The organism is Plantactinospora sp. GCM10030261 (assembly GCF_042666615.1).
Taxonomy (GTDB): domain Bacteria; phylum Actinomycetota; class Actinomycetes; order Mycobacteriales; family Micromonosporaceae; genus KBS50.
Map to the genome: position 1 here is coordinate 24,406 of NZ_JBHTDD010000033.1, position 25,792 is coordinate 50,197.

At 71.9% G+C, this 25,792-nt stretch carries 23 protein-coding genes; 15 read left to right on the top strand and 8 right to left on the bottom strand.

From position 1 onward, the window contains the following. Positions 1 to 52: 52 nt before the first annotated feature. Positions 53 to 1,345, bottom strand: coding sequence for a dicarboxylate/amino acid:cation symporter (locus tag ACFQUZ_RS27965; protein ID WP_377447551.1), 1,293 nt, complete (start codon positions 1,343 to 1,345; stop codon positions 53 to 55). 224 nt (positions 1,346 to 1,569) lie between these two features. After that, entirely contained in the window at positions 1,570 to 2,334 is a 765-nt protein-coding gene (locus ACFQUZ_RS27970) for a DUF998 domain-containing protein (RefSeq protein ID WP_377447491.1), read from the bottom strand. Positions 2,335 to 2,445: 111 nt separating this feature from the next. On the opposite strand from ACFQUZ_RS27970, the gene pcaF reads away from it, so the two are divergent. The 3 genes from pcaF to ACFQUZ_RS27985 all read left to right on the top strand — a co-directional run bounded on the left by pcaF (position 2,446) and on the right by ACFQUZ_RS27985 (position 5,137). Further along, the gene (pcaF, locus tag ACFQUZ_RS27975) at positions 2,446 to 3,651 is read left to right on the top strand and encodes a 3-oxoadipyl-CoA thiolase (protein WP_377447493.1); all 1,206 of its coding nucleotides are present in this window, start codon (positions 2,446 to 2,448) and stop codon (positions 3,649 to 3,651) included. 196 nt (positions 3,652 to 3,847) lie between these two features. Next, complete coding sequence (locus tag ACFQUZ_RS27980) at positions 3,848 to 4,348, top strand: DUF456 domain-containing protein (RefSeq protein ID WP_377447495.1); 501 nt, start codon at positions 3,848 to 3,850, stop codon at positions 4,346 to 4,348. A 27-nt stretch (positions 4,349 to 4,375) separates the two neighbouring features. Further along, on the top strand, positions 4,376 to 5,137 hold the full coding sequence (locus ACFQUZ_RS27985; RefSeq protein WP_377447497.1) for an MBL fold metallo-hydrolase: 762 nt from the start codon (positions 4,376 to 4,378) through the stop codon (positions 5,135 to 5,137). 166 nt (positions 5,138 to 5,303) lie between these two features. On the opposite strand, the gene ACFQUZ_RS27990 is transcribed toward ACFQUZ_RS27985, so the two are convergent. Next, a complete protein-coding gene (locus ACFQUZ_RS27990) occupies positions 5,304 to 5,771 on the bottom strand; it encodes a DUF1707 domain-containing protein (protein WP_377447499.1) in 468 nt (155 codons plus the stop codon). A 128-nt stretch (positions 5,772 to 5,899) separates the two neighbouring features. On the opposite strand from ACFQUZ_RS27990, the gene ACFQUZ_RS27995 reads away from it, so the two are divergent. Together ACFQUZ_RS27995 and ACFQUZ_RS28000 are read left to right on the top strand one after the other, a co-directional pair. After that, positions 5,900 to 6,796 carry an aldo/keto reductase gene (locus ACFQUZ_RS27995; protein WP_377447501.1) on the top strand — a complete coding sequence of 299 codons (897 nt, stop codon included), beginning with the start codon at positions 5,900 to 5,902 and terminating at the stop codon, positions 6,794 to 6,796. A 122-nt stretch (positions 6,797 to 6,918) separates the two neighbouring features. Next, positions 6,919 to 8,523, top strand: coding sequence for an amino acid permease (locus tag ACFQUZ_RS28000; protein WP_377447503.1), 1,605 nt, complete (start codon positions 6,919 to 6,921; stop codon positions 8,521 to 8,523). Here ACFQUZ_RS28000 and ACFQUZ_RS28005 read toward each other — a convergent pair. Further along, complete coding sequence (locus ACFQUZ_RS28005) at positions 8,474 to 8,932, bottom strand: hypothetical protein (protein ID WP_377447505.1); 459 nt, start codon at positions 8,930 to 8,932, stop codon at positions 8,474 to 8,476. The two genes, ACFQUZ_RS28000 and ACFQUZ_RS28005, sit on opposite strands and share 50 nt — an antisense overlap. Positions 8,933 to 9,011: 79 nt before the next feature. On the opposite strand from ACFQUZ_RS28005, the gene ACFQUZ_RS28010 reads away from it, so the two are divergent. The 4 genes from ACFQUZ_RS28010 (at position 9,012) to ACFQUZ_RS28025 (ending at position 16,357) form a co-directional block, all read left to right on the top strand. Continuing rightward, complete coding sequence (locus ACFQUZ_RS28010) at positions 9,012 to 10,388, top strand: glutamine synthetase family protein (RefSeq protein WP_377447507.1); 1,377 nt, start codon at positions 9,012 to 9,014, stop codon at positions 10,386 to 10,388. Positions 10,389 to 10,425: 37 nt separating this feature from the next. Next, positions 10,426 to 11,769, top strand: coding sequence for an aldehyde dehydrogenase family protein (locus ACFQUZ_RS28015; RefSeq protein WP_377447553.1), 1,344 nt, complete (start codon positions 10,426 to 10,428; stop codon positions 11,767 to 11,769). 2 nt (positions 11,770 to 11,771) lie between these two features. Continuing rightward, entirely contained in the window at positions 11,772 to 12,539 is a 768-nt protein-coding gene (locus ACFQUZ_RS28020; protein ID WP_377447509.1) for a 3-oxoacyl-ACP reductase, read from the top strand. A gap of 140 nt (positions 12,540 to 12,679) precedes the next feature. Further along, positions 12,680 to 16,357, top strand: coding sequence for a SpoIIE family protein phosphatase (locus ACFQUZ_RS28025; RefSeq protein WP_377447511.1), 3,678 nt, complete (start codon positions 12,680 to 12,682; stop codon positions 16,355 to 16,357). A 115-nt stretch (positions 16,358 to 16,472) separates the two neighbouring features. On the opposite strand, the gene ACFQUZ_RS28030 is transcribed toward ACFQUZ_RS28025, so the two are convergent. Beyond that, positions 16,473 to 16,787, bottom strand: coding sequence for an STAS domain-containing protein (locus ACFQUZ_RS28030; RefSeq protein ID WP_377447513.1), 315 nt, complete (start codon positions 16,785 to 16,787; stop codon positions 16,473 to 16,475). Between the two features lie 132 nt (positions 16,788 to 16,919). Here ACFQUZ_RS28030 and map point away from each other — a divergent pair, with 132 nt between their 5' ends. Together map and ACFQUZ_RS28040 are read left to right on the top strand one after the other, a co-directional pair. Beyond that, positions 16,920 to 17,777, top strand: a complete 858-nt coding sequence (map, locus tag ACFQUZ_RS28035) for a type I methionyl aminopeptidase (RefSeq protein WP_377447515.1) — start codon at positions 16,920 to 16,922, stop codon at positions 17,775 to 17,777. After that, positions 17,774 to 18,487: a VIT1/CCC1 transporter family protein gene (locus tag ACFQUZ_RS28040; protein ID WP_377447517.1), complete on the top strand. Its 714-nt coding sequence runs from the start codon at positions 17,774 to 17,776 to the stop codon at positions 18,485 to 18,487. The genes map and ACFQUZ_RS28040 overlap by 4 nt, the downstream gene beginning before the upstream one ends. A 14-nt stretch (positions 18,488 to 18,501) precedes the next feature. Here ACFQUZ_RS28040 and ACFQUZ_RS28045 read toward each other — a convergent pair whose 3' ends face one another. From ACFQUZ_RS28045 to ACFQUZ_RS28055, 3 genes are all read right to left on the bottom strand, one after another. After that, positions 18,502 to 19,020, bottom strand: coding sequence for a nitroreductase family deazaflavin-dependent oxidoreductase (locus ACFQUZ_RS28045; RefSeq protein ID WP_377447555.1), 519 nt, complete (start codon positions 19,018 to 19,020; stop codon positions 18,502 to 18,504). 263 nt (positions 19,021 to 19,283) lie between these two features. Next, the gene (locus ACFQUZ_RS28050; RefSeq protein ID WP_377447556.1) at positions 19,284 to 19,694 is read right to left on the bottom strand and encodes a ferritin-like domain-containing protein; all 411 of its coding nucleotides are present in this window, start codon (positions 19,692 to 19,694) and stop codon (positions 19,284 to 19,286) included. 8 nt (positions 19,695 to 19,702) lie between these two features. Next, positions 19,703 to 20,212, bottom strand: a complete 510-nt coding sequence (locus tag ACFQUZ_RS28055; RefSeq protein ID WP_377447519.1) for a hypothetical protein — start codon at positions 20,210 to 20,212, stop codon at positions 19,703 to 19,705. Positions 20,213 to 20,492: 280 nt separating this feature from the next. On the opposite strand from ACFQUZ_RS28055, the gene rimP reads away from it, so the two are divergent. The 4 genes from rimP (at position 20,493) to infB (ending at position 25,754) form a co-directional block, all read left to right on the top strand. Further along, positions 20,493 to 21,224, top strand: coding sequence for a ribosome maturation factor RimP (gene rimP, locus ACFQUZ_RS28060; protein WP_377447521.1), 732 nt, complete (start codon positions 20,493 to 20,495; stop codon positions 21,222 to 21,224). After that, a complete protein-coding gene (gene nusA, locus ACFQUZ_RS28065; RefSeq protein WP_377447523.1) occupies positions 21,221 to 22,276 on the top strand; it encodes a transcription termination factor NusA in 1,056 nt (351 codons plus the stop codon). Before rimP ends, nusA begins: the two co-directional genes overlap by 4 nt. Before the next feature lie 93 nt (positions 22,277 to 22,369). Continuing rightward, the gene (locus ACFQUZ_RS28070) at positions 22,370 to 22,636 is read left to right on the top strand and encodes a YlxR family protein (protein WP_377447558.1); all 267 of its coding nucleotides are present in this window, start codon (positions 22,370 to 22,372) and stop codon (positions 22,634 to 22,636) included. Positions 22,637 to 22,718: 82 nt separating this feature from the next. Continuing rightward, the gene (gene infB, locus ACFQUZ_RS28075) at positions 22,719 to 25,754 is read left to right on the top strand and encodes a translation initiation factor IF-2 (protein WP_377447525.1); all 3,036 of its coding nucleotides are present in this window, start codon (positions 22,719 to 22,721) and stop codon (positions 25,752 to 25,754) included. The last annotated feature ends 38 nt before the right edge of the window (positions 25,755 to 25,792 follow it).

Consider the following 25,792-nt stretch of genomic DNA (forward strand, 5'->3'; position numbering starts at 1 on the left):
GGTAGCGGGAACCGTTGGAAGGGGCCCCCGGGTCAGGGCCCCTTCCGCACGTTCAGGCGGGGGTGGGTGCCGGCGCGCGGGCCGGTTCCGGCGCGGACGCCGGCTCGGCCGGCTCCCGGCGACCGGCCGAGTCGTACGCGGTGCGGTCGAGGACCCCCTCGCGGGCGGCGACCACGGTCGGCACCAACGCCTGGCCGGCGACGTTGGTGGCGGTCCGGATCATGTCCAGGATCGGGTCGATGGCCAGCAGCAGGCCGGCGCCGGCCAGCGGCAGACCCAGCGTGCTCAGGGTGAGGGTGAGCATCACCAGCGCGCCGGTGAGTCCGGCGGTGGCGGCCGAGCCGACCACCGAGACGAAGGCGATCAACAGGTAGTCCACCGGGCGCAGGGAGAGGCCGAACACCTGGGCCACGAAGATCGCCGCCAGCGCGGGGTACACCGCCGCGCAACCGTCCATCTTGGTGGTGGCGCCGAACGGCACCGCGAACGACGCGTACTCCCGGGGCACGCCGAGCCGCTCCACCGAGCGCTGGGTCACCGGCATGGTGCCCACCGAGGACCGGGAGACGAACCCGAGCTGGATCGCCGGCCAGGCGCCGGCGAAGAAGCGCACCGGGTTGAGCCGACCGGCGACGGCCAGCACCGCCGGATAGATCAGGAACAGCACGATGGCGCAGCCGACGTAGACGCCGGTGGTGAAGCGGGCGAGCGGCGCCAGCAGGTCCCAGCCGTACGAGTCGACCGCGTGTCCGATGAGGCCGAGGGTGCCGAGCGGGGCGAGCCGGATGACCCACCACAACGCCTTCTGCACGATCTCCAGGACGGCCTTGTTGACGGTCACGAACGGCTCGGCGGCCTGGCCGACGAGCAGCGCCGCCACTCCGGCGACGATGGCCAGGAAGACAATCTGCAGGACGTTGCCCTCGACGAACGCCCCGACGGGGTTGGTCGGCACGATGCCGGTGAGGAAGTCGGTCCACGAGCCGGTCCGCTCCGGCGCCTTGGCGCCGGCGATGTCCAGGTTCACCCCCCGGCCCGGGTCGAGCAGCAGACCGAGCCCGATGCCGACACCGACCGCGAGCAGCGCGGTGATGCCGAACCAGAGCAGGGTTTTCAGCGCCAGCCGGGCGGCGTTCGCGACCCCGCGCAGGCTGACCACGCTTACCACAAGCGCGGTGAAGACCAGCGGCGGTACGGCGAGCTTGAGGAGTTGGACGAAGAGGCTGCCGGTGGTGTCCAGGGTGCTGGACAGCCAGCCGACGTCGCCGGACCGGGCGAGGTAGCCGAGGGCGACGCCGAGCAGCAGGCCGGCGAGGATCTGTACGGAGAAGGGGATTCTGCGCAGCGCGGTAAGCATGATGGGGTCCACGGGAGCTGGCCGGCGGAGGTGTCTTCGGTCCGCCGTGGGTGGGCGTCGGTCAGCGGGTCGGGTCGCCCGGACAGACGCCGCTGGCCTGCCGTCGCAGATCGACGTACAGGCGCACGGTGAGGCCCCAGATGTTTGTCATCGCCGGCCGACGATACGCCGGTCGCGCCCCGGACGGGAAGGATCGGTGACCGTGACGCTCCTTACGGCCGGCTCCGGGACAGGGCAAGTACGGTGGCGAGGCATACCGCCCACCACACGATGTCGGCGAGCAGTAGCCGTTCCAGCAGGCCCACGGTGGTGCCCCGGCCCTGGGTGAGCATGGCCAGCCCGACCGCCGCGGACAGCGGCAGTGCCACCGCCGCGGCAGTCACGGACACCCGAAGTCGTACCGGGTCGACCGTCGTCAGCGCCACCGCCAGCATCGCGAAGACGCAGGCGGCGACCGCGGCGATGCTCGCCCCGCCGTGCACCAGGTCCGCGACGGTGACCCGGTCGTACGGCGGCAGGGGGCAGCCGTCGGAACAGCTCACCGTCCCGGAGACGGCGGTGGCGACGGCACCCGCGACGAGCAGCGCGCTCGCGGCCCGGGCCCCGGTCAGCAGTCCGATGATCAACCGGACGACCGGGAGTTGGGCGGCGGACCTGACCACGGCCGGTAGCCGGCTCGACATCAGGCTTCCCAGGACGGCGCCACCCGGCAGCTCGTCGGCGGGCGCGGCCGGCAGCGCGGCAGCGAGCATCAGCAGGCAGGCGGCCAACCCGAACACGCCACCCCGGTAGACGGCGGCGTACGGGCTGCTGGAGATGCCGGCCTCGCTCACGTAGCCGGAGAGGCCCGGCCCGGGTCCGCCGACCACCGCGACGACGATCGCGACCGCGCCGGTGACCGCGCACACCGCGGAAGCGGCCGCCACGTACCGCTGCCAGGTGACCCTGGTACGCGACCGGGACGGCGACTGGATCACGGACCCAACCTATCGGGTTGGTTATCCTGGCCGGCGAGCCCTGGCGCGATCCGTCCCGGCTCGCCCCTCGTCCGCGCACCCCGCGTCCACTCACCCCCGGAGGATCGGTCGATGAACACGGCGTACCTGGTGTCCGGTGTCCGCACCCCGATCGGCCGGTACGGCGGCGCGCTTGCCGGCGTCCGCCCCGACGACCTCGCCGCGCTGGTGATCCGTGAGCTGGTTGCCCGGCACCCGGCGGTCGACTGGGCGGCCGTGGACGATGTGGTGCTGGGCTGTGCCAACCAGGCCGGTGAGGACAACCGCAACGTCGCCCGGATGGCCGCGCTGCTCGCCGGGCTGCCCGAGGAGGTGCCCGGCAGCACGGTGAACCGGCTGTGCGGCTCGGGGCTGGACGCGGTGGCCACGGCGGCTCGGTCGATCGTCGCCGGGGAGGCCGACCTGGTGGTCGCCGGCGGCGTGGAGAGCATGACCCGCGCGCCGTACGTGACGCCGAAGGCGGGCGCGGCGTGGTCGCGTACCCCGGAGATTGTCGATACCACGATCGGCTGGCGGCTGGTCAACCCACTGATGAAGGCCGGTTGGGGCACGGACTCGATGCCGGAGACCGCGGAGAACGTGGCCGCCGAGTTCGGCGTCGATCGGGCCGCGCAGGACGCGTTCGCCCTTCGTTCCCAGCAGCGGGCGGCCAAGGCACAGGCGAACGGCCGGCTGGCCGAGGAGATCATGCCGGTGGAGGTGCCGGAGGGGCGGCGCGGCACCCGGCTCGTGGAGGTCGACGAGCACCCCCGGGAGACGTCGCTGGAGAAGCTGGCGGCACTGCCGACTCCGTTCCGCGCGGGCGGCACCGTGACCGCCGGCAACTCCTCAGGTGTCAACGACGGTGCGGTGGCGCTGCTGGTGGCGAGCGAGGCGGCGGTCTCCCGGTACGGGTTGACGCCGCTGGCCCGGATCGCCGGCACGGCGGCGGCCGGCGTGCCGCCACGGATCATGGGGATGGGGCCGGTACCGGCCACGAGCCGGCTGCTCGACCGGCTGGGCGTGCGTCTCGCCGACGTCGACGTGGTCGAGCTGAACGAGGCGTTCGCCGCGCAGTCCGTCGCGGTGCTGCGCCAACTGGGCCTGCCGGAGGACGCCGAGCACGTCAACCCGAACGGCGGCGCGATCGCGTTGGGCCACCCGCTCGGCGCCAGCGGCGCGCGGCTGGCCCTCACCGCCGCCACGGAGTTGTGCGGCCGAGGCGCCTCGCGCGCGCTGGCCACCATGTGCATCGGCGTCGGCCAGGGCATCGCGATGCTCCTGGAGTCCGCCGACTAACCGCCCCCCGCGGGCCACCCTCCCCGCGATCTAGGGCAGATGGTCGCTAGTTAACCTCTATTCGCGACCATCTGCCCTAGATCGGCGCGGGGGCGCGCGGGGGCGCGCGGGGGCGCGCGGGGGCGCGCGGGGGGCGCGGGGGGCGCGGGGACGCCGTCCGGTAGCCACGCCGCCGCCGGTGCGGCAGGCTGACCGGGTGGAACTGACCGACACCGAAGCCGTGGCCACCTTCGTCGCAGGGGCGGCCATTGTGTTGGGCCTCGCGGGCATCATCGTGCCCGGGTTGCCGGCGTTGCCGCTGTGCTGGGGCGGCGTGCTGATCTGGGCGATCCTCGCCGATGCCGGACCCGGCCGGTGGTTGGTGCTCGCCGCGGCGACCGTGCTGGCCGTTGGCGGCACAGTGATCAAATTTCTGCTGCCGGGGCGCAGTCTGAAACGCAGCGGGGTGCCGAACCTCTCGCTGCTGGCCGGGGCGGTGCTCGGCATTGTCGGTTTCTTCGTGATCCCGTTCGTCGGTCTGATCATCGGATTCGTCGTGGGTATCTTCCTCGCCGAATTGCACCGGCTCGGCGACGCCGGGCTGGCCTGGCCGTCGACCTGGAACGCGGTGAAGGCGGCCGGCCTGGCCGTGCTCATCGAGGTGTCGGCGGGGCTGGCCATCGCGGTGGTCTGGGTGCTCGGGCTCGTGTTCACCTGACCGCCGGGTCTGGCTACGCTGCCCGGCATGCGGGTGATCATGCTGGGTGGTCTGGGCGCGTTTCCCACCGCCGACGAGGGCTGTTGCGGCTTCCTGATCGAGCACAGTGGACAGCGGGTGCTGATCGACCCGGGCTACGGCACGCTCGCTGGCCTGCAGGCCCGGATGCCGGCCGCCGGCATCGACGCCGTCTACGTCAGCCACGGCCACCCCGACCACTGCGCGGACCTCCAGCCGTTGCTACGCGTCCGGGTGCTCACCGACCGCTCCGGTCCGGCCCTTCCCGTGTACGCCCCCGTGGGCAGCCTGGGCCCCCTGCTCGCCATCGACGAGCCGGGGATGCTCGACCCCGCGTACGAGCTGCGGGAGTTCGAACCCGGTGCGGAGTTGTCGGTTGGTGGGCTGCGCGCCACGACCTGGTCGCTGCCGCACTGGGTGCCGAACGCGGGGGTGCGGTTCGAGGCGGACGGGTCGACGGTGGCCTGGACCGGTGACACCGGCCCGAGTCCCGACCTGGTTGTTCTGGCCCGGGATGTCGACCTGCTGATCGCGGAGGCGACGTACGCGGACGAGATGCCGGAGCGGCACGCCGGTTACCTGTCCACAGCCGCCGAGGTGGGCCGGTACGCGGCCGAGGCGGGAGCACGCCGGGTGGTGCTGGCCCATCGCTGGCCGGGTACGGATCCGGAGACGCTACTCACCGCCGCGCGGCAGGCGTACGACGGGCCGGTGTCGGTGGCCGCGCCGGGCCTCACTGTCGACCTGGACGAGCCGGCGACCACGACATGATAGCGACGCCGCCGGCCGCCCGGCGCCGCACCGCGGCCCGGCAACCGCTCGACGCCGCCGCCCACCCGGTCACGTGATCGACTCGGTGTGCGGCATGTCGCGGGATCCTGTCCCGTCAACCCGCGAGATGCCGCATGCCGAGCGCCGGTGCGGCCGGTCGCGGTGGTCAGCGACCGCCGCGACGCCTGGTGCGCACCAGGACGACGATCCAGGCACCGATGAGGGAGACGACCGCCAGCGCCACCGGCATGACGAGAAGCGCCCACCAGCCCCATATCGCGACCGCGTTCAGCGTCAGCCACGAATAGAACAGCAGCAGCCCGTAGAACACCACGTTGTTCCAGAGCTTCGAGTCGCTGCTGGTCGGCTTGGTCGCCTCCGTCCCCGGGGCCGTGCCGTCGGAGGGCTCGGCAAACGAGGGATGGGGTGCGGGCAGGTCGGCGAACAGCGCCATCAGTTCCGATCGGGTGCCCGCCGCCCGGCACGCCGCCACCCGCCGCTCGAACTCGGCGGGGTCGATCCGTTTGGCCGCGAGATGCTCGGCCAGGGCGTCCTCGGCGCGGGCCCGTTCCGGTGTTCCGATCCGCAGCTCGACTGGCTGATGGGTTGGTTTCGACAGCGCGGCGTCCTCCACGGTCGACGATCGTATCGCGATCATCAAAGCGTTGACCTGGCACGATAAAACTAGCAGTGATCGGGGCGTACCGGTATCGGGCGCTTGACCGACTGCGCAGCTCAGAGGCTGTCTCCTACCCTCGCCGGATGCCTACCGACAAGATCACCGCGGCCGCCGCGGGCACCTGGAGCCTCGGCGACCGCACCGCCAACCGGATGGGTTTCGGCTCGATGCGACTCACCGCCGATCCGGACCCGGCACGCGCCGTGCGGGTGCTGCGTCGGGCTCTCGACCTGGGCGTCAACCACATCGACACCGCCGCCTTCTACGTCTCCCCGGGCGGCACCCTGGGGGTCGGCACCGGCAGCCCGCGGTACGCGACCGACCTCATCCGGCGCGCCCTCGCGCCGTACCCGGACGAGCTGGTCATCGCCACCAAGGTCGGCTTCGCGGTGGACCCGGCGGGCGGGGTGGTCGAGGCCGACACCCCGGCGGAACTGCGCGCGCAGGTGGAGGAGAACCTACGCCGGCTCGGCCGCGACCACCTTGATGTGGTCAACCTGCGGATCGTGAAGCGGCGGGGCCGCGACTCGGTGGCGGAGCGGTTCGGAGCCCTCGCGGAGCTGCGGGACGCCGGACTGATCCGGCACCTCGGCCTGTCCAACGTCCGCGCCGACCACCTCGACGAGGCGGGGGCCGTCGCCCCCGTCGTCTGCGTGCAGAACACCTACGCGCTTGACAACAACCGAGGCGACGACGAGCTGCTGCGGATCTGTGGCGAGCGCGGGGTGGCGTACGTGCCGTTCTTCGCCATCGCCGGCGCGCGCCGGGAGGCGGGCGCCGGCACCGACCATGACGAGGCGGTCCGCGCCGTCGCGGCCGCGCACGCCGTGACCCCCCATCAGGTACGCCTGGCCTGGACCCTGCATCGGGGAAGGCACGTGCTGGCGATTCCCGGCACGGGCGACCCAGACCATCTGGAGCAGAACGTCGCGGCCGGGGCCATCCGGCTCACCGCCGAGGAACTGGCCCGGCTCGGCTGACCGCGCCCACGTCGGGCGGCAGTGTTCCGCGTGGGCTGCCGGCGCCGAACCCGATCAGGGGATTGACCATTGTTGATCGATGGGTGGAGACTGCATCACCCCGGTTGAGTTGGAGGTGCGCCGTGACCACCAGGCCAGCGGAAACCGCCGGTCCGCCGGCCGATGACGACAGCCGCCGGCTCGCCGAACTCGGCTACAAGCAGGAGCTGCGGCGGACCTGGAGCGGCTTCTCCAACTTCGCCATCTCGTTCTCCATCATCTCGATCCTGGCCGGCTGCTTCACCACCTTCGGCCAGGCGTGGAACAACGGGGGACCGGTCGCCGTCTCCTGGGGCTGGCCGCTGATCTCGCTGTTCATCCTGATCATCGGGTTCACCCTGAGCGAGTTGGTCTCCGCGTACCCGACGGCCGGTGGGATCTACTGGTGGGCGGCGAAGATGGGCCGGCCGGTGCACGGCTGGTTCACCGGCTGGCTCAACCTGATCGGCCTTGTCGCGGTGACCGCGTCCGTGGACTATGGCTGCGCCACCTTCCTCAACCTGACCCTGACCGCCACGGTCGACGGCTGGGACGGCACGCTGCGCCAGACGTTCCTGCTCTTCGTGCTGATCCTGGCGGCACACGGGTTGATCAACATCTACGGGCATCGGATCATCAACCTGCTGCAGAACGTCTCGGTCTGGTGGCACGTCGCCGGCGCCGCCGCCGTGGTGCTGATCCTCATCCTGGTGCCCGACCGCCACCAGAGCTTCGAGTTCGTCTTCACCGAGCGGTTCAACAACTCGGGGTTCGCCGACGGCGCCACCAGCGGCTGGACCTTCTGGATCTACGTGTTGCCGCTGGGTTTCCTGCTCACCCAGTACACGATCACCGGCTTCGACGCCTGCGCGCACGTCTCCGAGGAGACCCGGGGCGCCTCGCTGAGCGCCGCCCGGGGACTGTGGCAATCGATCTTCTACTCGGCGATCGGCGGCTGGATCCTGCTGCTCGCCTTCCTCTTCGCGGCCACCGACGTGGACGCCGTCAACGAGGCTGGCGGCTTCTCCGGGGCGATCTTCGAGAGCGCGCTCACCCCGTTCTTCTTCAAGGTCGTCATCATCATCTCGACGATCGGCCAGTTCTTCTGCGGGGCGAGCTGCGTCACCAGCACCTCCCGGATGACGTACGCGTTCAGCCGGGACGGCGCGGTGCCGGGCTGGCGGCTGTGGTCGAAGGTCAACCGCAACGGCACGCCGCGCAACGCGATCATCGGCACCACGCTGGCCGGGCTGGTACTCACCCTGCCCGCGCTCTACAGCAGCCCGGCCGGGGTGCCGGTCGCCTTCTACGCCGTCGTGTCGGTCGCGGTGATTGGTCTGTACCTGTCCTTCCTCATCCCGATCGCGCTGCGGCTGCGGATGGGTGACGCGTTCCGGCCCGGCCCGTGGAACCTGGGCCGCAGGTACAAGCTGCTGGGCTGGATCGCGGTCGTCGAGATCGCCATCATCTCGATCTACTTCGTGCTGCCGATCGTGCCGGCCGGGGTGCCGGGCAACCCGGACTTCACCTGGTCCTCGGTGAACTACGCGCCGATCGCGGTGGGCGGCGTGCTCGCCGGGGTGGCGATCTGGTGGTACGCGTCGGCGCGGCACTGGTTCACCGGTCCGCGCCGCACCGTCGACCAGCCCACCGACGAGGTCAGTCCAGCAGCCAGTGCTGAAGCTGCCGACCGTACGGAGACAGACTGACCGCCAGCAGCGCGACCCCGATCGCCGTGCCCACCAGGAGTCGGCGTAGCGCCGGCCGGTCGGTGCGCAGGGCCGGATCGAAGGCATACGCCGCGCCCGCGACGACCGCGACGACAGCGAGCGGGACGACGAACAGGGCCGCCGTGTGCGCCAGCCCGAAAAGCCAGGTCAGCGGGTTCCACAGCGAGTTCGGGCCGATCGGGGTGAGATGGTCCTTCGGGTCGCCGTAGCGTCCCAGGCTCGGGTCGAGCAGGCCCGCCCAGTCGCCCGTGTGCATCGCGGCGATCGCCAGGTTGCCGATCGCTCCGAGCAGGTAGGCCATGCCGAGCAGGTACGGAAACCGGCTCACCGGGACGGCACCGGGCCAGCGCTCGGCTCGGTGTGCCACATTCGCGGCGTGTTCGCTCACCGTCGCAGGTTAGCAACCGGGCCCCCGGGATTGACGGGCCCCGAACCGGCGGGTAGACCTGCTGCATGGGAAAGCGCCGATGACCATGCCCGCGGCCGGCCCGCCGCTGAGCATGGAGGAACTACGGGTCGCAGTGGCCGCCGGAGAGATTGACACGGTGGTCCTCGCGCTTACCGACATGCAGGGCCGATTGCAGGGCAAGCGGTTCCACGCGCCGTTCTTCCTCGACGAGGTGGTCCGCAACGGCGCCGAGGGGTGCAACTACCTGCTCGCCGTCGACGTCGACATGAACACGGTCGACGGTTATCCGATGTCGAGCTGGGAACGCGGCTACGGCGACTTCGCCATGCGCCCCGACCTGGCGACCCTGCGCCGGGTGCCGTGGCAGCCGGGCAGCGCGCTGCTACTGGCCGACCTGGAATGGCTGGACGGCTCCGGTCCGGTCGCCGCCTCGCCCCGGCAGATCCTCCGCGGCCAACTCGACCGGCTCGCCCGGCACGGCCTCACCGCGTACGCGGGCACCGAGCTGGAGTTCGTGCTCTACCGCGACTCGTACGAGGACGCTCAGCGGCGTGGCTACCGCGACCTCACCCCCAGCAACCTGTACAACGTGGACTACTCGCTGCTCGGCACCGCTCGGGTGGAGCCGCTGCTGCGCCGGATCCGGGTCGAGATGGCCGGCGCCGGCCTCACCCCGGAGAGCGCCAAGGGCGAGTGCAACCTCGGCCAGCACGAGATCGGGTTCCGCTACGACGACGCGGTGACCAGCGCCGACAACCACGTCATCTACAAGAACGGGGCCAAGGAGATCGCCGCCCAGGAGGGCATGTCGATCACGTTCATGGCCAAGCCGAACGAACGCGAGGGCAACTCCTGCCACATCCACTTCTCGCTGCGTACCGCTGACGGGGAGTCGGCCATGGCGGGCGACGGGCCGGGCGGACTGTCGACCACCGGTCAGCGGGTGCTGGCCGGACTGCTCGCCACCATGCGCGAGTTCAGCCTGTTCTCGGCGCCGAACGTCAACTCGTACAAGCGCTACCAGCCCGGATCGTTCGCGCCGACCGCACTGCGCTGGGGCATCGACAACCGCACCTGCGCGTTGCGGGTGGTGGGGCACGGGGCCAGCACCCGGGTGGAGAACCGGGTGCCGGGTGCGGACGTCAACCCGTACCTGGCGCTCGCCGCCCTGGTGGCCGGCGCCGTGCGGGGCATCGAGGAGGAACTTGACCTGGAGCCGGAGTGCGCGGGCAACGCCTACACCGACCCGGAGGCGCCCCGGGTGCCGGCGACGCTGCGCGAGGCACTGACCAGCTGGACGGAGTCGCCGCTGGTGCCGGCCGCGTTCGGCGACGAGGTGGCGGAGCACTACGCCAACAACGCGCGGGTCGAGCTGGCCGCGTTCGACGCGGCGGTCACCGACTGGGAACTGGTTCGTGGCTTCGAACGCCTCTGAGCGGGGAGGCGGCGGACCGGCCGGTGGCACCGAGATCCTGAACCCGGCCACCGGCGAGCTGCTCGCCACGGTGCCGGCCACCACCGCCGATGGGGCCGACGCCGCGATCGACCGGGCCGCCACCGCCTACCCGGCGTGGCGGGAGGTGGCGCCGGGCGACCGGGCCCGGCTGCTGCGCCGGTTCGCCGCCGTGGTGGACGAGCACCGCGAGGAGCTGGCCACCCTGGAGGTACGCAACAGCGGGCACACCATCGGCAACGCCCGCTGGGAGGCTGGCAACGTCCGCGACGTGCTGGACTATTACGCGGGTGCGCCGGAACGCCTGACCGGGCGGCAGATCCCGGTGTCCGGCGGGCTGGATGTCACCTTCCACGAGCCGCTCGGCGTGGTCGGGGTGATCGTGCCGTGGAACTTCCCGATGCCGATCGCCGCCTGGGGGTTCGCCCCGGCGTTGGCCGCCGGCAACACGGTGGTGCTCAAGCCCGCCGAGCGCACTCCGCTGACGGCCATCCGGCTCGCCGAACTGGCGGTTGAGGCCGGGTTGCCGCCGGACGTGTTCACCGTGCTGCCGGGCGCCGGTGACGTGGTGGGCCGCCGCTTCGTCGAGCATCCGGCGGTGCGGAAGGTGTGTTTCACCGGGTCCACCGAGGTCGGCACCCGGATCATGGCGGGCTGCGCCGACCAGGTGAAGCGGGTCACCCTGGAGCTGGGCGGGAAGAGCGCGAACCTGGTCTTCGCGGACGCCGACCTGGAGCGGGCGGCTGCCAGCGCGCCGTACGCGGTGTTCGACAACGCCGGCCAGGACTGCTGCGCCCGGTCCCGGATCCTGGTCGAGCGCTCGGTCCACGACCGCTTCCTGGAGCTGCTGGAGCCCGCGGTGCGGGCGTTCCGGGTGGAGGACCCGGCCCGGGAGTCCGCCGAGATGGGACCGTTGATCTCCGCGGCGCGACGGGCGGCGGTCGCGGAGCGGGTGGCCGGCGCCCGCGTCGCGTACACCGGAAGCTGCCCCGACGGGCCCGGCTTCTGGTACGCCCCGACGGTGCTGCTGGCCGATTCGACCGCCGACCGGCACTGGCGCGAGGAGATCTTCGGTCCGGTGGTGTCGGTGCTGCCCTTCGACGACGAGGCGCAGGCCGTGGCGTTGGCCAACGACACCGAGTACGGCCTCTCCGGCTCGATCTGGACCCGGGACGTGGGCCGAGCCTTGCGGGTGGCCCGCGCGGTCGAATCGGGCATGCTGAGCGTCAACTCGCACTCGTCGGTGCGCTACTGGACGCCGTTCGGCGGGATGAAGCGGTCCGGGTTCGGCCGCGAGCTGGGACCGGACGCGCTGCACGCGTTCACCGACGTCAAGAACGTCTTCATCGCCACGGAGGAGTAGAGGTGCGGGATCGGTTGGCGGACCGGGTGGCCGTGGTCACCGGGGCGGGCAGCGGCATCGGGCTGGCGACCGCCCGCCGGCTGGCCGTCGAGGGCGCCCGGGTGGTCTGCGTCGACGTGGCGGTCGAGGCCGGCCGGGCGGCGGCCGAGGAGGTGGGGGGCGAGTTCGTCGCCTGCGACGTGACCGACGAGGCCGCGGTGCGGGACCTGTTCGACGGGGTGGCCGCGCGGCACGGGCGGATCGACGTCGCCTTCAACAACGCCGGCATCTCCCCGCCGGAGGACGACTCGATCCTGGACACGGAGCTGGACGCCTGGGAGCGGGTGCTCCGGGTCAACACCACGAGCGTCTACCTGTGCTGCCGGTACGTCATTCCGCACATGCTCCGCGGCGGCGGCGGTTCGATCATCAACACGGCCTCGTTCGTGGCGCTGATGGGGGCGGCCACCTCGCAGATCGCGTACACGGCGAGCAAGGGTGGGGTGCTCGCGATGACCCGGGAGCTGGGCGTCCAGTTCGCCCGCCAGGGGATCCGGGTCAACGCGCTGTGTCCGGGTCCGATCGCCACGCCGCTGCTCACCGACCTGTTCGCCAAGGATCCCGAGCGGGCCGCCCGCCGGCTGGTGCACGTACCCATGGGTCGGTTCGGTCGGCCGGCTGAGATCGCCGCCGCGGTGGCCTTCCTGGCCAGCGACGACTCGTCCTTCATGACCGCGAGCCAGTTCGTGGTCGACGGCGGAATCACCGGTGCCTACGTGACCCCATTGTGAAGTAAGAGCCCTCGCTGCCGCTGTGCGTTGATTAGGGCTCTTCCTGGAGGGGTTAAATTCCGGCGCGGTCAGGGTAGGAGGGGGCGCACGACGGACGGGTCGCGCCGGCCGCCGGTGGCACCGTCCGCGCAGGAGGCTCCATGGATTCGGCCCGCAGGGCCAGCGACAGCGATCCGCCCACCGATGCCGGCTTGCCGGTGCCGGTCGGGCTCGTCGCCGCGTTCGTCGCCGGTGGCGAAATGGGCGGCCGGCTGCGCGACCGCGACTGGACCGGTAGTGCGTTGGGTCCGCCCGCCACGTGGCCGCCCGAGCTTCGCCAGTCGGCGGAGATGATGCTCGCCTCCAGCGCCCAGATCGTCCTGTTCTGGGGAGATGATCACATCTCCCTCTACAACGACGCCTACATGCCGGTGATCGGGGTGAAACATCCCGCCGCGCTGGGCCAGCCGGCGAGCCAGCTCTGGCCCGAGATCTGGGACTTCCTCGAACCGATCTTCGCCGAGATCCGGCGGACCGGCCGGCCGTTCCACGGCACCGACCACCTGTTCCGGTTGAACCGGCACGGCTTCCTGGAGGAGACGTACTTCGACGTGTCCTACGACCCGATCCGGGTCGCTGACGGCACGGTCGGTGGGATCTACTGCATCGTCAGCGAGACCACCGGCCGGGTGATCGGTGAGCGCCGGCTGCGTGCCCTGGCCGACCTCGGCTCCGAGCTGTCCGGACTCGGCAGCGGATCCGAGCTGGCCCGGGCGGCGACCACGGTGCTGGCGCGGCACCGGGCCGACCTCCCGTACACGTTGATCTATCTCCGTGACGAGGCGTCGGGCGAACCGACACTTGCCGCTCTCGACCGGGTCGGGCCCGCCGACCTGCATTCCGGCGTGCCGGTGGCGCTGACGGAGGTGATCGCCGAGGGTGCCTCGCGGGCCGTGCCGGCCACCGACTTCCTGTCGACCGTGCCGGACGACGCCAACGACCGGGCGGTGGTGGTGCCGATCACCACCACCGCGGGCGTCGCCGGTGCCCTCGTGGTGGGCAGCAGCGTCTGGCTCGCCCTCACCCCGGAATACCTGGCCTTCATCGACCTGGTGGCGGGGCAGATCTCGCACGCGCTCGCCATCCAGCGGGCGTACGAGCAGGAGCGGGCACGAGCCGCCGAACTGGCCGCGCTGGACCAGGCCAAGACCAACTTCTTCGCCAACGTCAGCCACGAGTTTCGTACGCCGCTGACGCTGATCCTCGGCCCGTTGGAGACCGCGCTTGGCGATCCCGACCTGCCGGTGGGATACGAGCAACCGTTGGCGATGATGCACCGCAACGCGGTACGCCTGCTCAAGCTGGTCAACACGGTGCTCGACTTCTCCCGGCTGGAGAGTGGCCGGGCCACGGCCAGCTATCAACCCACCGATCTCGCCGACTACACCCGGCGGCTGGCCAGCACCTTCCGGTCGGCGGCCGAGCGGGCCGGGCTGCGGCTCCGGGTCGATTGTCCGCCGCTGCCCGCGCCGGTGTTCGTCGACCGGGAGATGTGGGAGAAGATCGTTCTCAACCTGCTCTCGAACGCACTGAAGTTCACCTTCGACGGGGAGATCACCGTCGCGCTGCGGGCCGCCGACGGCCGGGCGACGTTGACCGTGACCGACACCGGAGTGGGCATCGACCCGGTCGAGCTGCCGCAGATCTTCGACCGCTTCCATCGGGTGCCGGGCACCCGGTCCCGCAGCCACGAGGGGACCGGCATCGGCCTGGCCCTGGTTCGCGAACTGGCGGAGCTGCATGGCGGCTCGGTCGACGTGCACAGCCGGCTCGACAGGGGAACGGTGTTCACCGTCACCGTCCCGCTGGGCACGGACCACCTGGCACCGGAGCGGATCGCCGTGGGCGACGGCTCACCCGCGGAGTTGGGGCGAGCCGACCTCTACCTGGAGGAGAGCACCTGGTGGCTGGGTGCGGAACCGGACGTGGACGCCGAGGAGGTGGCCGGCCGGACGACCGACTCGGTGGCCGGGCGGGTGCTCGTGGTCGACGACAACGCCGACCTGCGGGACCACGTGAACCGCCTGCTGTCACCGTACTGGGACGTGGTCACCGCGGCCGACGGCGTGTCGGCCTTCGAGGCCGCCGTGCGCAGCCCGTTCGACCTGGTGCTGACCGACGTCATGATGCCCCGTCTGGACGGGGTGGGCCTGGTCCGGCGGCTGCGGGCCGAGGCGGCCACCCGGCACGTACCGATCATCATGCTGTCCGCCCGGGCCGGTGCCTCCGACGCGGTGGCCGGGCTCGCCGCCGGAGCCGACGACTACCTGGTCAAGCCGTTCTCTGGGCAGGAACTGGTGGCCCGGGTCCGGGCCAACGTCGAGTTGGGCCAGTTGCGCGGCCAGATCATCCAGCGGATGCGGGGGCTCGCGGACGCGGCCGTGGCGATCAACACCGCCCGCAGCACGGCGGACGTCCTGCGGGTCGCCGCCCGGCACGCCCAGGAACTGGTGCGAGCGGCCCGGGTGGTGGCCAGCGTGCCGGGTGCCCGGTACGAGGCGGACGGCGGCGGCCAGTCACCCGCGGACGGATCGATCGAGGTGCCGCTGACCGGCACGGCCGGGGAACGGCTCGGGGAACTGCTGGTGTGGTCCCGTCCGGGCGGCAACACCGATGCCGAGGACGCGGCGCTGGCCCAGTTGGCCCGGCTGGTCGGCGTGCGGCTGGAGAACGCGCGGCTCTACGAGACCGAGCACCAGATCGCCACCACCCTGCAGCACAGCCTGCTGCCCGAGTCGCTGCCCCGGGTGCCGGGGACGATTCTGGCCAGCCGCTACCTGCCGGGCACCGCCGACATCGAGGTGGGGGGTGACTGGTACGACGTGGTCGTCGTACCAGGGGGCGGTCTCGCGATGGTCATCGGAGACGTCGTGGGCAAGGGTGTCGTGGCTGCGGCCTCGATGGGCCAGTTGCGCAACGCGCTTCGGGCGTACCTGCTGGAGGGTTTCGACCCGGGCCAGGCGTTGAGCCGGCTCAACCGGCTGGTCACCTCGGGTGGCCGCAGGTCCTTCGCCACCGTCGCCTGCCTGTTCCTCGACCCCGGCCGCGGACTGATCCGGTACGCCAGCGGCGGCCACCCGGCGCCGCTTGTCATCGCGCCCGAGGGCGGCGTCGGCTACCTGTACGACCGGGCGCTCGGACCGCCGATCGGCGCGTTGCCGGAGACGGCGTACTCCACCCGGGAGGTGCGCCTGGAGACGGGAACGCGGCTGCTGCTCTACACCGATGGCCTGATCGAAGACCGGCGCAGCGGCATCGACGGGGGCATCGAGTGGCTGCGGTCCGCCGCCAGTGGGCCGTTCGACCACGTGGAGGACCTGGTCGGCCGGCTGCTCGACCAGGTGGCCGGTTGGCGGCGGCGGGACGACGTAGCCCTGCTCGCCGTCGAACTCGCCGACCCGGACCGGTTGGCGCTGCGGCTGCCGGCGGAACCGACCCGGCTCACCGTACTGCGCCGCCGGCTGGAGGACTTCCTCATCGCGCACGACGTGGACGAGGCGGACCGGTTCGACGTGACCGTCGCGGTGTCCGAGGCCGCGGCGAACGCGATCGAGCACCCGCGGACGCCGCGGGAACCGTTCATCGAGGTGGCGCTCGCCCTGACCGACGGGGTGCTGGAGGCCACCGTCCGGGACAGCGGCCAGTGGCGGGAGGCGACCAGTTCCGGCTTCCGTGGTCGCGGACTGGCGTTGATCGAGGCACTGGCCGAGTTGGCCGTGCGCCCCACCCCCCACGGCACCACGGTCACCCTGCGCCGCCAGCTAACCCAACGCCCCTAAACCCCCGTTACCCCACCCCCACCCCCCACCCCTGACCCCGTCGATCTAGGGCAGATGGTCGTGATTAGAGATCAACTCACGACCATCTGCCCTAGATCGACGCGAGGATGGGGGGTCAGGTGGGGCGGATCCAGGGCTGTTCGCCCAGGCCCGAAATGTCGAGTACGCGGCGTACCTGACGGGACGGCAGTACGTCCAGCCGGCTGGGGAACCGCTCGGCGAGCCGGACCACCGCCTGCACCGCCGCCGAGTCGAAGAACGTCACCGTACGCAGGTCGAGGGTGAGCCGCCGGGCTCCGTCGAGGGTGGCGGCCCGCACCATGCTGTCGGCCGTGGACAGGTCGACCTCACCGGAGACGACCACACGCAGGTGATCGCCTTCCACCTCGGTGGTGGCGGCGAAGTAGGAGTCCGGATCCTCGTGATCCACGGGCCAACGATGGCACAGGCTGACAGGAGGAGCAACAAGGCCACGGCGGCGGTGTGGTGCCGGCCACGAGGCGGTTGGCGACGTGGGCCACCGAGGCGCGGGACAGTCATCCAACGGCGATAGGCTGGAACCATGACCGTCCGTGCGCCGCTCACCCCCGGCACGCTGTCCCCGTGGCGAGCCGTGCCGCCCGAGATCGTCCGTCCTGAATACGTCGGCCGCAAGCAGCCGCGGCCGTGGCGTGGCTCGCATGTGCAGACATCGGAGACGATCGAGAAGATGCGGGTCGCCGGCCGGCTCGCGGCGCGGGCGACCCAGCTCGCCGGGGAGCACTGCAAGCCCGGCGTCACCACCGACGAGATCGACCGGGTGGTGCACGAGTTTCTCGTCGACCACGGCGCCTACCCGTCGACGCTGGGCTACAAGGGCTTCCCGAAGTCCTGCTGCACCAGCCTCAACGAGGTGATCTGCCACGGCATCCCCGACTCGACGGTGCTCTCCGACGGCGACATCGTCAACGTCGACGTGACGGCGTACATCGACGGGGTGCACGGAGACACGGATGCCACGTTCTGCGTGGGCGATGTCGACGAGGAGGCCCGCCTGCTGGTGGAGCGCACCCACGAGGCCATGATGCGCGGGATCCGGGCAGTCGTTCCGGGACGGCAGATCAACGTCATCGGCCGGGTGATCGAGTCGTACGCCAAGCGGTTCGGGTACGGCGTCGTCCGCGACTTCACCGGCCACGGCATCGGGGAGGCCTTCCACAGCGGGCTCTACATCCCGCACTACGACAGCCCTCGGCCCACGGATGTGATGGAACCGGGGATGACCTTCACCATCGAGCCGATGATCACCCTCGGCACCCACGAGTACGACATCTGGGCTGACGGCTGGACGGTGGTCACGAAGGACCGCAGGTGGACGGCCCAGTTCGAGCACACGATCGTGGTTACCGAGGACGGTCACGAGATCCTCACCCTGCCATGACCGAGACGCCGGCGGCGCTGCGCGAGGCGCACCACGCGGACGTGTCGGGTGGATGGTTGCGGCCCGCCGTGTTCGGCGCGATGGACGGCCTGGTCACCAATATCGCCCTGATCGCCGGGGTGGGTGGCGGTGGGGTGGCGCCCAGGACCATCGTGCTGACTGGCGTCGCCGGTCTGGTGGCCGGCGCGATCTCGATGGGTCTCGGCGAGTACACAAGCGTCAAGGCGGCGAACGAACAACTGGCCGCCGAGGTCGCCAAGGAGCGCCGGGAACTGGAACGCCATCCCGAGGCTGAGGCGCGCGAACTCGCCGCCGCCTGGGTGAGCCGGGGACTGCCCAGGGACCTGGCCGAGCAGGTGGCGAACGCGGTCCGGAGCAATCCCGACGAGGCGCTGCGCGTCCACATTCGCGAGGAACTGGGCGTGGACCCGGACGAGCAGCCGAGCCCGTGGACCGCCGCGTTCTCCTCGCTGCTCTGCTTCTCGATCGGTGCGCTGGTCCCGCTGCTGACCTACCTGGTCGGCTTCACCAGCCTGTGGTTGGCGCTGGCGGTCGGCGGGGTCGGCCTGTTCACGGCCGGCGCCGTCGTGGCCCGGTTCACCAACCGGAGGTGGTGGGTCAGCGGGACGCGACAGCTGCTGCTCGGCGCCGCCGCCACCGCGGTCACCTATCTGGTCGGCCGGCTGATCGGCGTCGGCATAGTCGGCTGAGCCGGGACGGCACGTCAGCCGGCCGGCGTCGGGCGGTCACCACCGAGGCTGGCTGCGCCAAGGGCGTCCTGCACCGGCTCCAGTCGGAACACCCGGATCTCCCTGCCGCCGGCCCGGCGGACGTACGTCTCGTACGGCGGCCACTCGGCGACCAGCTTGCGCCACAGGCGATCCCGCTCGGCACCCGTGGCCACCCGGGCGCGTACCGGCACCACGACGCCCTTCGCGGTGACCGTGGCAGCCGGGTCGGCGAGCAGGTTCAACGCCCACGCGGGCTGATGCGCCTGACCCCAGTTGGAGCCGACTACGATGTAGGCGTCACCATCCGGCACGTACAGCAGGGGGTTGCTGCGTGGCTTGCCGGAGCGACGGCCGGTGGTGGTGAGGATCAAAGACGGGATCAGGCCGAGGGCGAGCACCCGCCCCCGGGTGAGCTTGCCGACGAACCGGTCGGCGGGAACCAGCAGCCGGGCCGCCGCGGCGAACCAGCCTTCGTGCCCGAGCCGGCGGGCCAACCTTCCGAGCGGCGACATGCGCTCCAGTGTGCCGGCTGATGCCGGTCGGCACACCCCCGGCTCCCGCGCGGGGGGTGTGCCCAGCGGCACCACCACAGGGACCGCGAGTACCGACCACGGCACGGCGAACGGGTACGGCGCCTGCACCGGCCAGGTCCGGCGGCAACCCTCGTCGTACGCGAAGATGATCGCGGTGCCGAACTGGCGGCACTCGCGGAGTCCTTCCGGGCGCTCCGAGAAGGACCCTTCCATGCGGAACGCAGGAGAAGCGGCCGCTGCCGTCAAGCCGGGCGGCCGGGGTAAGGAAGGGTCAGCGGGGCCGAATCGGCGGCCCGGCGCCACTTGACGGCCCGGACGGCGGACTCGGTCAACCCATCCAGCGCCTGCCGGCGCTCGTCCCCGCTGGTGGCGGGCAGGGCGGACCGCCAGACCGCGGCCGTCCGGTCCTCCACCTCCACCGCCAGCCGCAACGCGCTCGCCCGGTCGGTGACGGGGAACGGCAGGGCGTAGCCGGCCGGTGCGGGGGGCGCTGTCGCGTTCCGCCCGGCCAACCGCAGCACGATCTGGTCCCGCCGGTCCCGGTGGACCTTCTCGGCGGCCCGTGCCTCGCTGGCCAGCGACCCGGTCAGCCGTACCCCGAGTATCCCGTACGCGAAGATGGCCGCCTGCTCGGCGGCGAGTGCCGCCGCCATCTGCTCGCTCACCGCAGCACCTCCGCGTGGCAGGCGCGCGCGGCGGCGATCGAGCCGACCAGAGCCGCCCGGTCCGCCGGCGCGGCCAGGCACGCCTCCGCCGCCGTGGAACGGGCCCGCTGCTCGGCGGCCCGCAGGTCGGCGAGGGCCGCGGCGGCGGAGCCGGCTGGCGGTGCCGGGGTGGGCGTCCCGCTCGGACCGCCGCTCGGCGGTGGGGTCCCGGTGAGCCTGGCCAACTCGTCGGCGTGCGCGCGGTGCGTCTCGGCGATCGGGCCAAGCCGGGCGGCGAGGGCGCCGAACGCCGCGGCGGCCGTCTCGTGCCGTCCGGCCAGGTCGAGCGCCTCGGCGAGCAGCGGCAGCAGCGCGTCCGGCGTCGGCTCGGGTGCCGGGTCGTCGTCCAGCAGACCGCATCCGGTCGCCGATCCGGCGCCGACGGTCAGGGCCAGCAAGGCCGCCCCGCGCAGCACCCGACGTCGGGAGAAGCGGGCCAGATCGTCCGTCCGGGCTGTCTCGTCCACGCGCACCCAGCCAGTCAACACCATCCGCCACTGGCCGCGGGGGGCTGCCTCTCCGATCGTCGTGATCGAAGCTGCGCCACGGAGCCGGCCGAACCGCGACGAGAGCCTCGATCAGCCACGGTGGGCCTCCGATCCGACCGGCGACGACGAGTCGGTGCGCCGACCGGGCCGGCACCGGCTCCGCGCGTTACGCTCTGCGCAGCCGCCGGGCGCGATTCAGCCCGGGGGCGTGCTGCTTTGGTCGCCGCAAGGTGGGCGGGAGATCAGGAGGGGTGTCGAGATGACGCAGCGTGGTCGCGCGTCCGGTCGGTCCACGGCCGGCCCGCGGAGCGGGGACCGACCGCGTGGCGATCTCTCCGCCCGCCGGCAGCGGTTGCGGGCCGTGATCGAGCCGGTGATCGCGGATGCCGGCTACGACCTGGAGGACCTGTCGGTGTCGCGGGCCGGCCGGCGACACGTCGTGCGGGTCATTGTCGACGGTGACGCGGGAGTCAGCCTGGACGCCGTCGCGGACGTGTCCCGCAGCGTCTCCAAGGCGCTGGACCGGGCCGAGGAGACCGGTGGCGACCTGGTCGCCGGGGAATACCAGCTGGAGGTCAGCTCCCCGGGCGTGGACCGCCCGCTCACCCTGCCCCGGCACTGGCGCCGCAACGTCGGCCGGTTGGTGAAGGTGACCGCGAAGGTCACCGCCGGGGCGCCGGCACAGCGCGACGCAGAGCCCCGGGCCGGCGCGGTGCCGGCCACCGAGCGACAGGTGACCGGCCGGGTGCTCGCGGCGGACGAGGACGGGGTGGAGTTCGACCTGTCCGGTGAGCGGGCCCGGTGGACCTATCCGGAGCTGGGCGCCGGGCGGGTGCAGGTGGAGTTCACCCGGCTCGACGAGGACGAGACAACCGAGGACGATTCGACCGTCGACGACGACGAACTGGTCGGTCCGGCGGCTGACGATGATGACGAGCTGGTCGGCCGGGGGGCCGACGAGGATGAGGATGTGGAGGACGAGGAGAGGTGAACATCGACCTCGCGGCGCTGCGCGCCCTGGAGCGCGAGCGGGAGATCCCGTTCGACACGATCCTCGCGGCGATCGAGACCGCGTTGCTTACCGCTTACCGGCACACCGAGGGCGCGGAGTCGCACGCCCGGGTGGAGATCGACCGGAAGACCGGTGCCGCCCTGGTGTACGCCCAGGAACTGGACGACGAGGGGACCGTCGTCCGGGAGTGGGACGACACGCCGCACGACTTCGGCCGGATCGCGGCGATGACGGCTAAGCAGGTCATCCTGCAACGGCTGCGGGAGGCCACCGACGAGGCCCATTTCGGCGAGTACGTCGGCCGCGACGGTGACCTGGTCACCGGCGTCGTCCAGGCGCACGAGGCGCGCAGCGAGAAGGGCATTATCAGCGTCGACCTGGGCAAGGTGGAGGCGGTGCTGCCCCAGGCCGAGCAGGTGCCGGGGGAGAGCTACCCGCACGGGCAGCGGCTGCGGTGCGTGGTGGTGCACGTCGCCAAGACCTTCCGCGGCCCGCAGATCACGCTGTCCCGGTCGCACCCCAACCTCGTGAAGAAGCTTTTCGCGCTGGAGGTGCCGGAGATCGCCGACGGTACCGTGGAGATCGCGGCGATCGCCCGGGAAGCCGGACACCGCACCAAGATCGCGGTACGGTCGACCGTCTCCGGGGTGAACGCCAAGGGGGCCTGCATCGGACCGATGGGTCAGCGGGTCCGGGCGGTGATGAGTGAGCTGCATGGTGAGAAAATCGACATTATCGACTGGTCGGAGGATCCGGCCACATTCGTCGGTAACGCGCTCTCCCCGGCCAAGGCGCTGCGCGTCGAGGTCATCGACGCGGCCACCCGCACCGCCCGGGTCACCGTGCCGGATTTCCAACTCTCCCTGGCGATTGGCCGCGAAGGGCAGAACGCCCGCCTTGCCGCCCGACTGACGGGTTGGCGGATCGACATCAGGCCGGACAACGAGCCGGAGGGCGGGGCGCCGTCTCCCGGTCCGCGGAGCAATGCTGATCACGTACCGGAACCGGGCGGAGCGATCTCGGGCGGCTAGGGGTAAACTTTCTCAGTGGTACGACGGACGACCCCGGTACGCACCTGCGTGGGCTGCCGGCAACGTTCGCCGGTCCATCAGGTGTTGCGGATCGTGGCGGTCGGCGACGAGACTGGTTACAGCCTCCGACCCGATCCGGGCCGCAGGCTGCCGGGTCGGGGCGCACACGTGCACCCGGATCCGGCTTGTCTCGCGCTAGCGCAGCGGCGCCGCGCCTTCGGGCGGGCGTTGCGAGTCGGTGGGCAACTCGACACCGACGTGCTCGCCGAGTACATCGATGCGTCACTCCCTACGTCCGGTCAGCCCGACCGGGTCGAGGGTCGCAAGCAAGGTAGGACGACCAACATGAGCACACGATGAAGTCCCTGAAATGACCAGGCTTCAAGTGCACGAGTGAGGTCGCTGCGGGTGCTGCCCGCACGGCCTCGGAGTGAGGAGTGCAGTGGCAGGCAAGGCCCGCGTACACGAGCTGGCAAAAGAGCTCGGGGTCGAGAGCAAGACCGTTCTCGCCAAGCTCAAGGAGATGGGCGAGTTCGTCAAGTCAGCGTCCAGCACCGTCGAGGCGCCCGTCGCCCGACGGTTGCGCAACGCGTTCGTCGCCGGCAACGCGCCGGCGGCCGCGCCGACCCCGGCCCCGGCGGCCCCGCCGGCGCCCCCGACGAGCGCCCCGCGTCCCGGTCCCAGTGACCCGCGCGTCGCGGCGAGGCCGACCCCGCCGCGGCGACCGGCCGCGGCTCCGGCCCCACCGACCCCGACGGCGCGACCCAAGGGTCCGGTGCCGGGACCGCCGCCGGCGACTCCGGTGGCGAAGCCGGCGAGCGCGCACGACATCGAGGTGGCGGCGGCCGAGGCACGCGCCGCGGCCCTGAAGGCGGAGCAGGAGGCGGCCGTCAAGGCGGCCCAGGCCGCCCGGCAGCAGCAGCGCGAGACCGTTCGGCGGGAGCCTCCGACCGACGGTGGCGCGCCGCGTCCCAAGCCGAGTCCCTCGGGCATGCCGCGTCCCGGCGCGCCGGCCAACCGGCCAGGCCCGGCGGGTGGCGGTCAGGGCGCGCCGCGTCCGGGTGGTCGTCCGCCCGCCCGTGGCGGCAACAACCCGTTCGGCATCAGCTCCGGTGGTCAGCGGCCGTCGGCGCCCGGTGGGCAACGCCCGGCGGCCGCCGGTGGTCAGCGGCCGTCGGCGCCCGGTGGCCCGCGGCCCAACAACCCGGCGAACATGCCGCCGCGGCCGAGCCCGGCGTCGATGCCGCCGCGGCCGAGCCCGGCGTCGATGCCGAGCCAGCGGCCGGGTCGTCCCGGTGGCGGACCCGGCGGCGCCGGTCGCCCGGGTGGTGGCGCCGGTCGTCCCGGTGGCGGTGGCGGCGGCGGTGGTTACCGCGGCGGTCCCGGTGGCGGTGGCGGCGGCGGTGGTTACCGCGGCGGTCCCGGCGGTGGTGGCGGCGGCGGTGGTTACCGCGGCGGTCCCGGCGGCGGTGGTGGCGGCGGCTTCCGGCCGGGTGCGCCCGCCGGTGGTGGCGGCCGTCCCGGTGGCGGTGGCCGTGGTCGCGGTGGCGGTGCCGCCGGTGCCTTCGGGCGTCCGGGCGGCCGGCCGACGCGTGGCCGCAAGTCCAAGAAGCAGCGCAGACAGGAGTTCGACAACCTGTCGGCGCCGACCATGAGCTCGGGTGCTCCCCGGGGTCAGGGGCAGGTTGTCCGGCTGTCGCGCGGCGCGTCGCTCTCCGACTTCGCCGACAGGATCAACGCGAACCCCGGTTCGCTGGTCCAGGAGATGTTCAACCTGGGCGAGATGGTCACCGCTACCCAGTCCTGCTCCGACGAGACCCTGCTGCTGCTGGGTGAGCACCTCGGCTTCGACGTGCAGATCGTCAGCCCGGAGGACGAGGACCGCGAACTGCTCGCGCAGTTCAACATCGACCTCAACGCCGAGGTGGCTTCCGACCGACTGGTCAGCCGACCGCCGGTGGTGACCGTGATGGGTCACGTCGACCACGGTAAGACCAAGCTCCTCGACGCGATCCGGAAGGCGAACGTGGTCGAGGGCGAGGCCGGCGGCATCACCCAGCACATCGGTGCGTACCAGGTGCACGTGCCGCACGAGGGCGAGGACCGGGCGCTCACCGTCATCGACACCCCGGGTCACGAGGCGTTCACCGCCATGCGGGCCCGTGGTGCGCAGGTCACCGACATCGTGGTGCTTGTGGTCGCCGCCGACGACGGCGTCATGCCGCAGACGATCGAGGCGCTCAACCACGCCAAGGCGGCCGATGTGCCGATCGTGGTGGCGGTCAACAAGATCGACAAGCCGGAGGCCAATCCGGACAAGGTCCGCCAGCAGCTGACCGAGTACGGTCTGGTCGCCGAGGAGTACGGCGGCGACACGATGTTCGTGAACGTGGCGGCCAAGCCCGGGATCGGCATCGAGGAACTGCTGGAGGCGATCCTGCTGACCGCCGACGCGTCGCTGGAGCTGACCGCTCCGATCGACGGCCCCGCGCAGGGTGTCGCCATCGAGGCACACCTGGACAAGGGTCGCGGCGCGGTGGCCACCGTACTGGTCCAGAAGGGCACCCTGCGGGCCGGCGACTCGATCGTCGCCGGCGGGGCGCACGGACGGGTCCGGGCGATGCTCGACGAGAACGGCAAGCAGGTGAGCGAGGCCGGTCCGGCGCGTCCGGTCATGGTGCTCGGTCTGACCGCGGTTCCCGGGGCGGGTGACACCTTCCTGGCGGCCGAGGACGACCGCACGGTGCGCCAGATCGCCGAGCAGCGGCAGGCGCGGCGACGGGCGGCGAGCTTCGCCAACTCCCGTGGCCGGGCCACCCTCGAAACCCTCATGGAGCAGCTCAAGGAGGGCGAGAAGACCTCGCTCAACCTGGTGCTCAAGGGCGATGGGTCCGGTTCCGTGGAGGCTCTCGAGGACGCGCTGTTCAAGCTCGACATCCCCGAGGAGGTCCAGCTCAGGATCATCCACCGGGGCGTCGGTGCGATCACCGAGAGCGACGTCATGCTGGCCAGTGCCTCGTCCGAGGCGGTCACGATCATCGGCTTCAACGTCCGGGCCGCCAACAAGGTCCGGGAGATCGCCGATCGCGAGGGCGTGGAGATCCGGTACTACACGGTCATCTACCAGGCCATCGAGGAGATCGAGGCGGCGCTCAAGGGGCTGCTCAAGCCGGAGTACGAAGAGGTCGAGCTGGGCACCGCGGAGATCCGCGACGTGTTCCGCTCCTCCAAGATCGGCAACATCGCCGGTTGTATCGTCCGGTCGGGGCTCATCCGGCGCAACGCCAAGGCGCGGCTCATCCGCGATGGGGCGGTTGTGGCGGACAACCTCACGATCAGCTCGCTCAAGCGGTTCAAGGACGACGCGACCGAGGTGCGCGAGGGCTTCGAGTGTGGTCTGACCCTGACTGGTTACAACAACATTCAGGTCGGCGACACCATCGAGACCTTCGAGATGCGCGAGAAGCCGCGCGCCTGACGCGCGGTGCGTCGACGGCCGGGGCCCGGACGGGTCCC

What these genes read in the sequence shown, in the direction of transcription:
- pcaF (WP_377447493.1), top strand. Translation starts at nt 2,446, where the DNA reads ATGAACACGGCGTACCTGGTGTCCGGTGTCCGCACCCCGATCGGCCGG.
- ACFQUZ_RS27985 (WP_377447497.1), top strand. Translation starts at nt 4,376, where the DNA reads ATGCGGGTGATCATGCTGGGTGGTCTGGGCGCGTTTCCCACCGCCGAC.
- ACFQUZ_RS27995 (WP_377447501.1), top strand. Translation starts at nt 5,900, where the DNA reads ATGCCTACCGACAAGATCACCGCGGCCGCCGCGGGCACCTGGAGCCTC.
- ACFQUZ_RS28010 (WP_377447507.1), top strand. Translation starts at nt 9,012, where the DNA reads ATGACCATGCCCGCGGCCGGCCCGCCGCTGAGCATGGAGGAACTACGG.
- ACFQUZ_RS28025 (WP_377447511.1), top strand. Translation starts at nt 12,680, where the DNA reads ATGGATTCGGCCCGCAGGGCCAGCGACAGCGATCCGCCCACCGATGCC.
- map (WP_377447515.1), top strand. Translation starts at nt 16,920, where the DNA reads ATGACCGTCCGTGCGCCGCTCACCCCCGGCACGCTGTCCCCGTGGCGA.
- ACFQUZ_RS28040 (WP_377447517.1), top strand. Translation starts at nt 17,774, where the DNA reads ATGACCGAGACGCCGGCGGCGCTGCGCGAGGCGCACCACGCGGACGTG.
- ACFQUZ_RS28045 (WP_377447555.1), bottom strand. Translation starts at nt 19,020, where the DNA reads ATGTCGCCGCTCGGAAGGTTGGCCCGCCGGCTCGGGCACGAAGGCTGG.
- ACFQUZ_RS28050 (WP_377447556.1), bottom strand. Translation starts at nt 19,694, where the DNA reads ATGGCGGCGGCACTCGCCGCCGAGCAGGCGGCCATCTTCGCGTACGGG.
- rimP (WP_377447521.1), top strand. Translation starts at nt 20,493, where the DNA reads ATGACGCAGCGTGGTCGCGCGTCCGGTCGGTCCACGGCCGGCCCGCGG.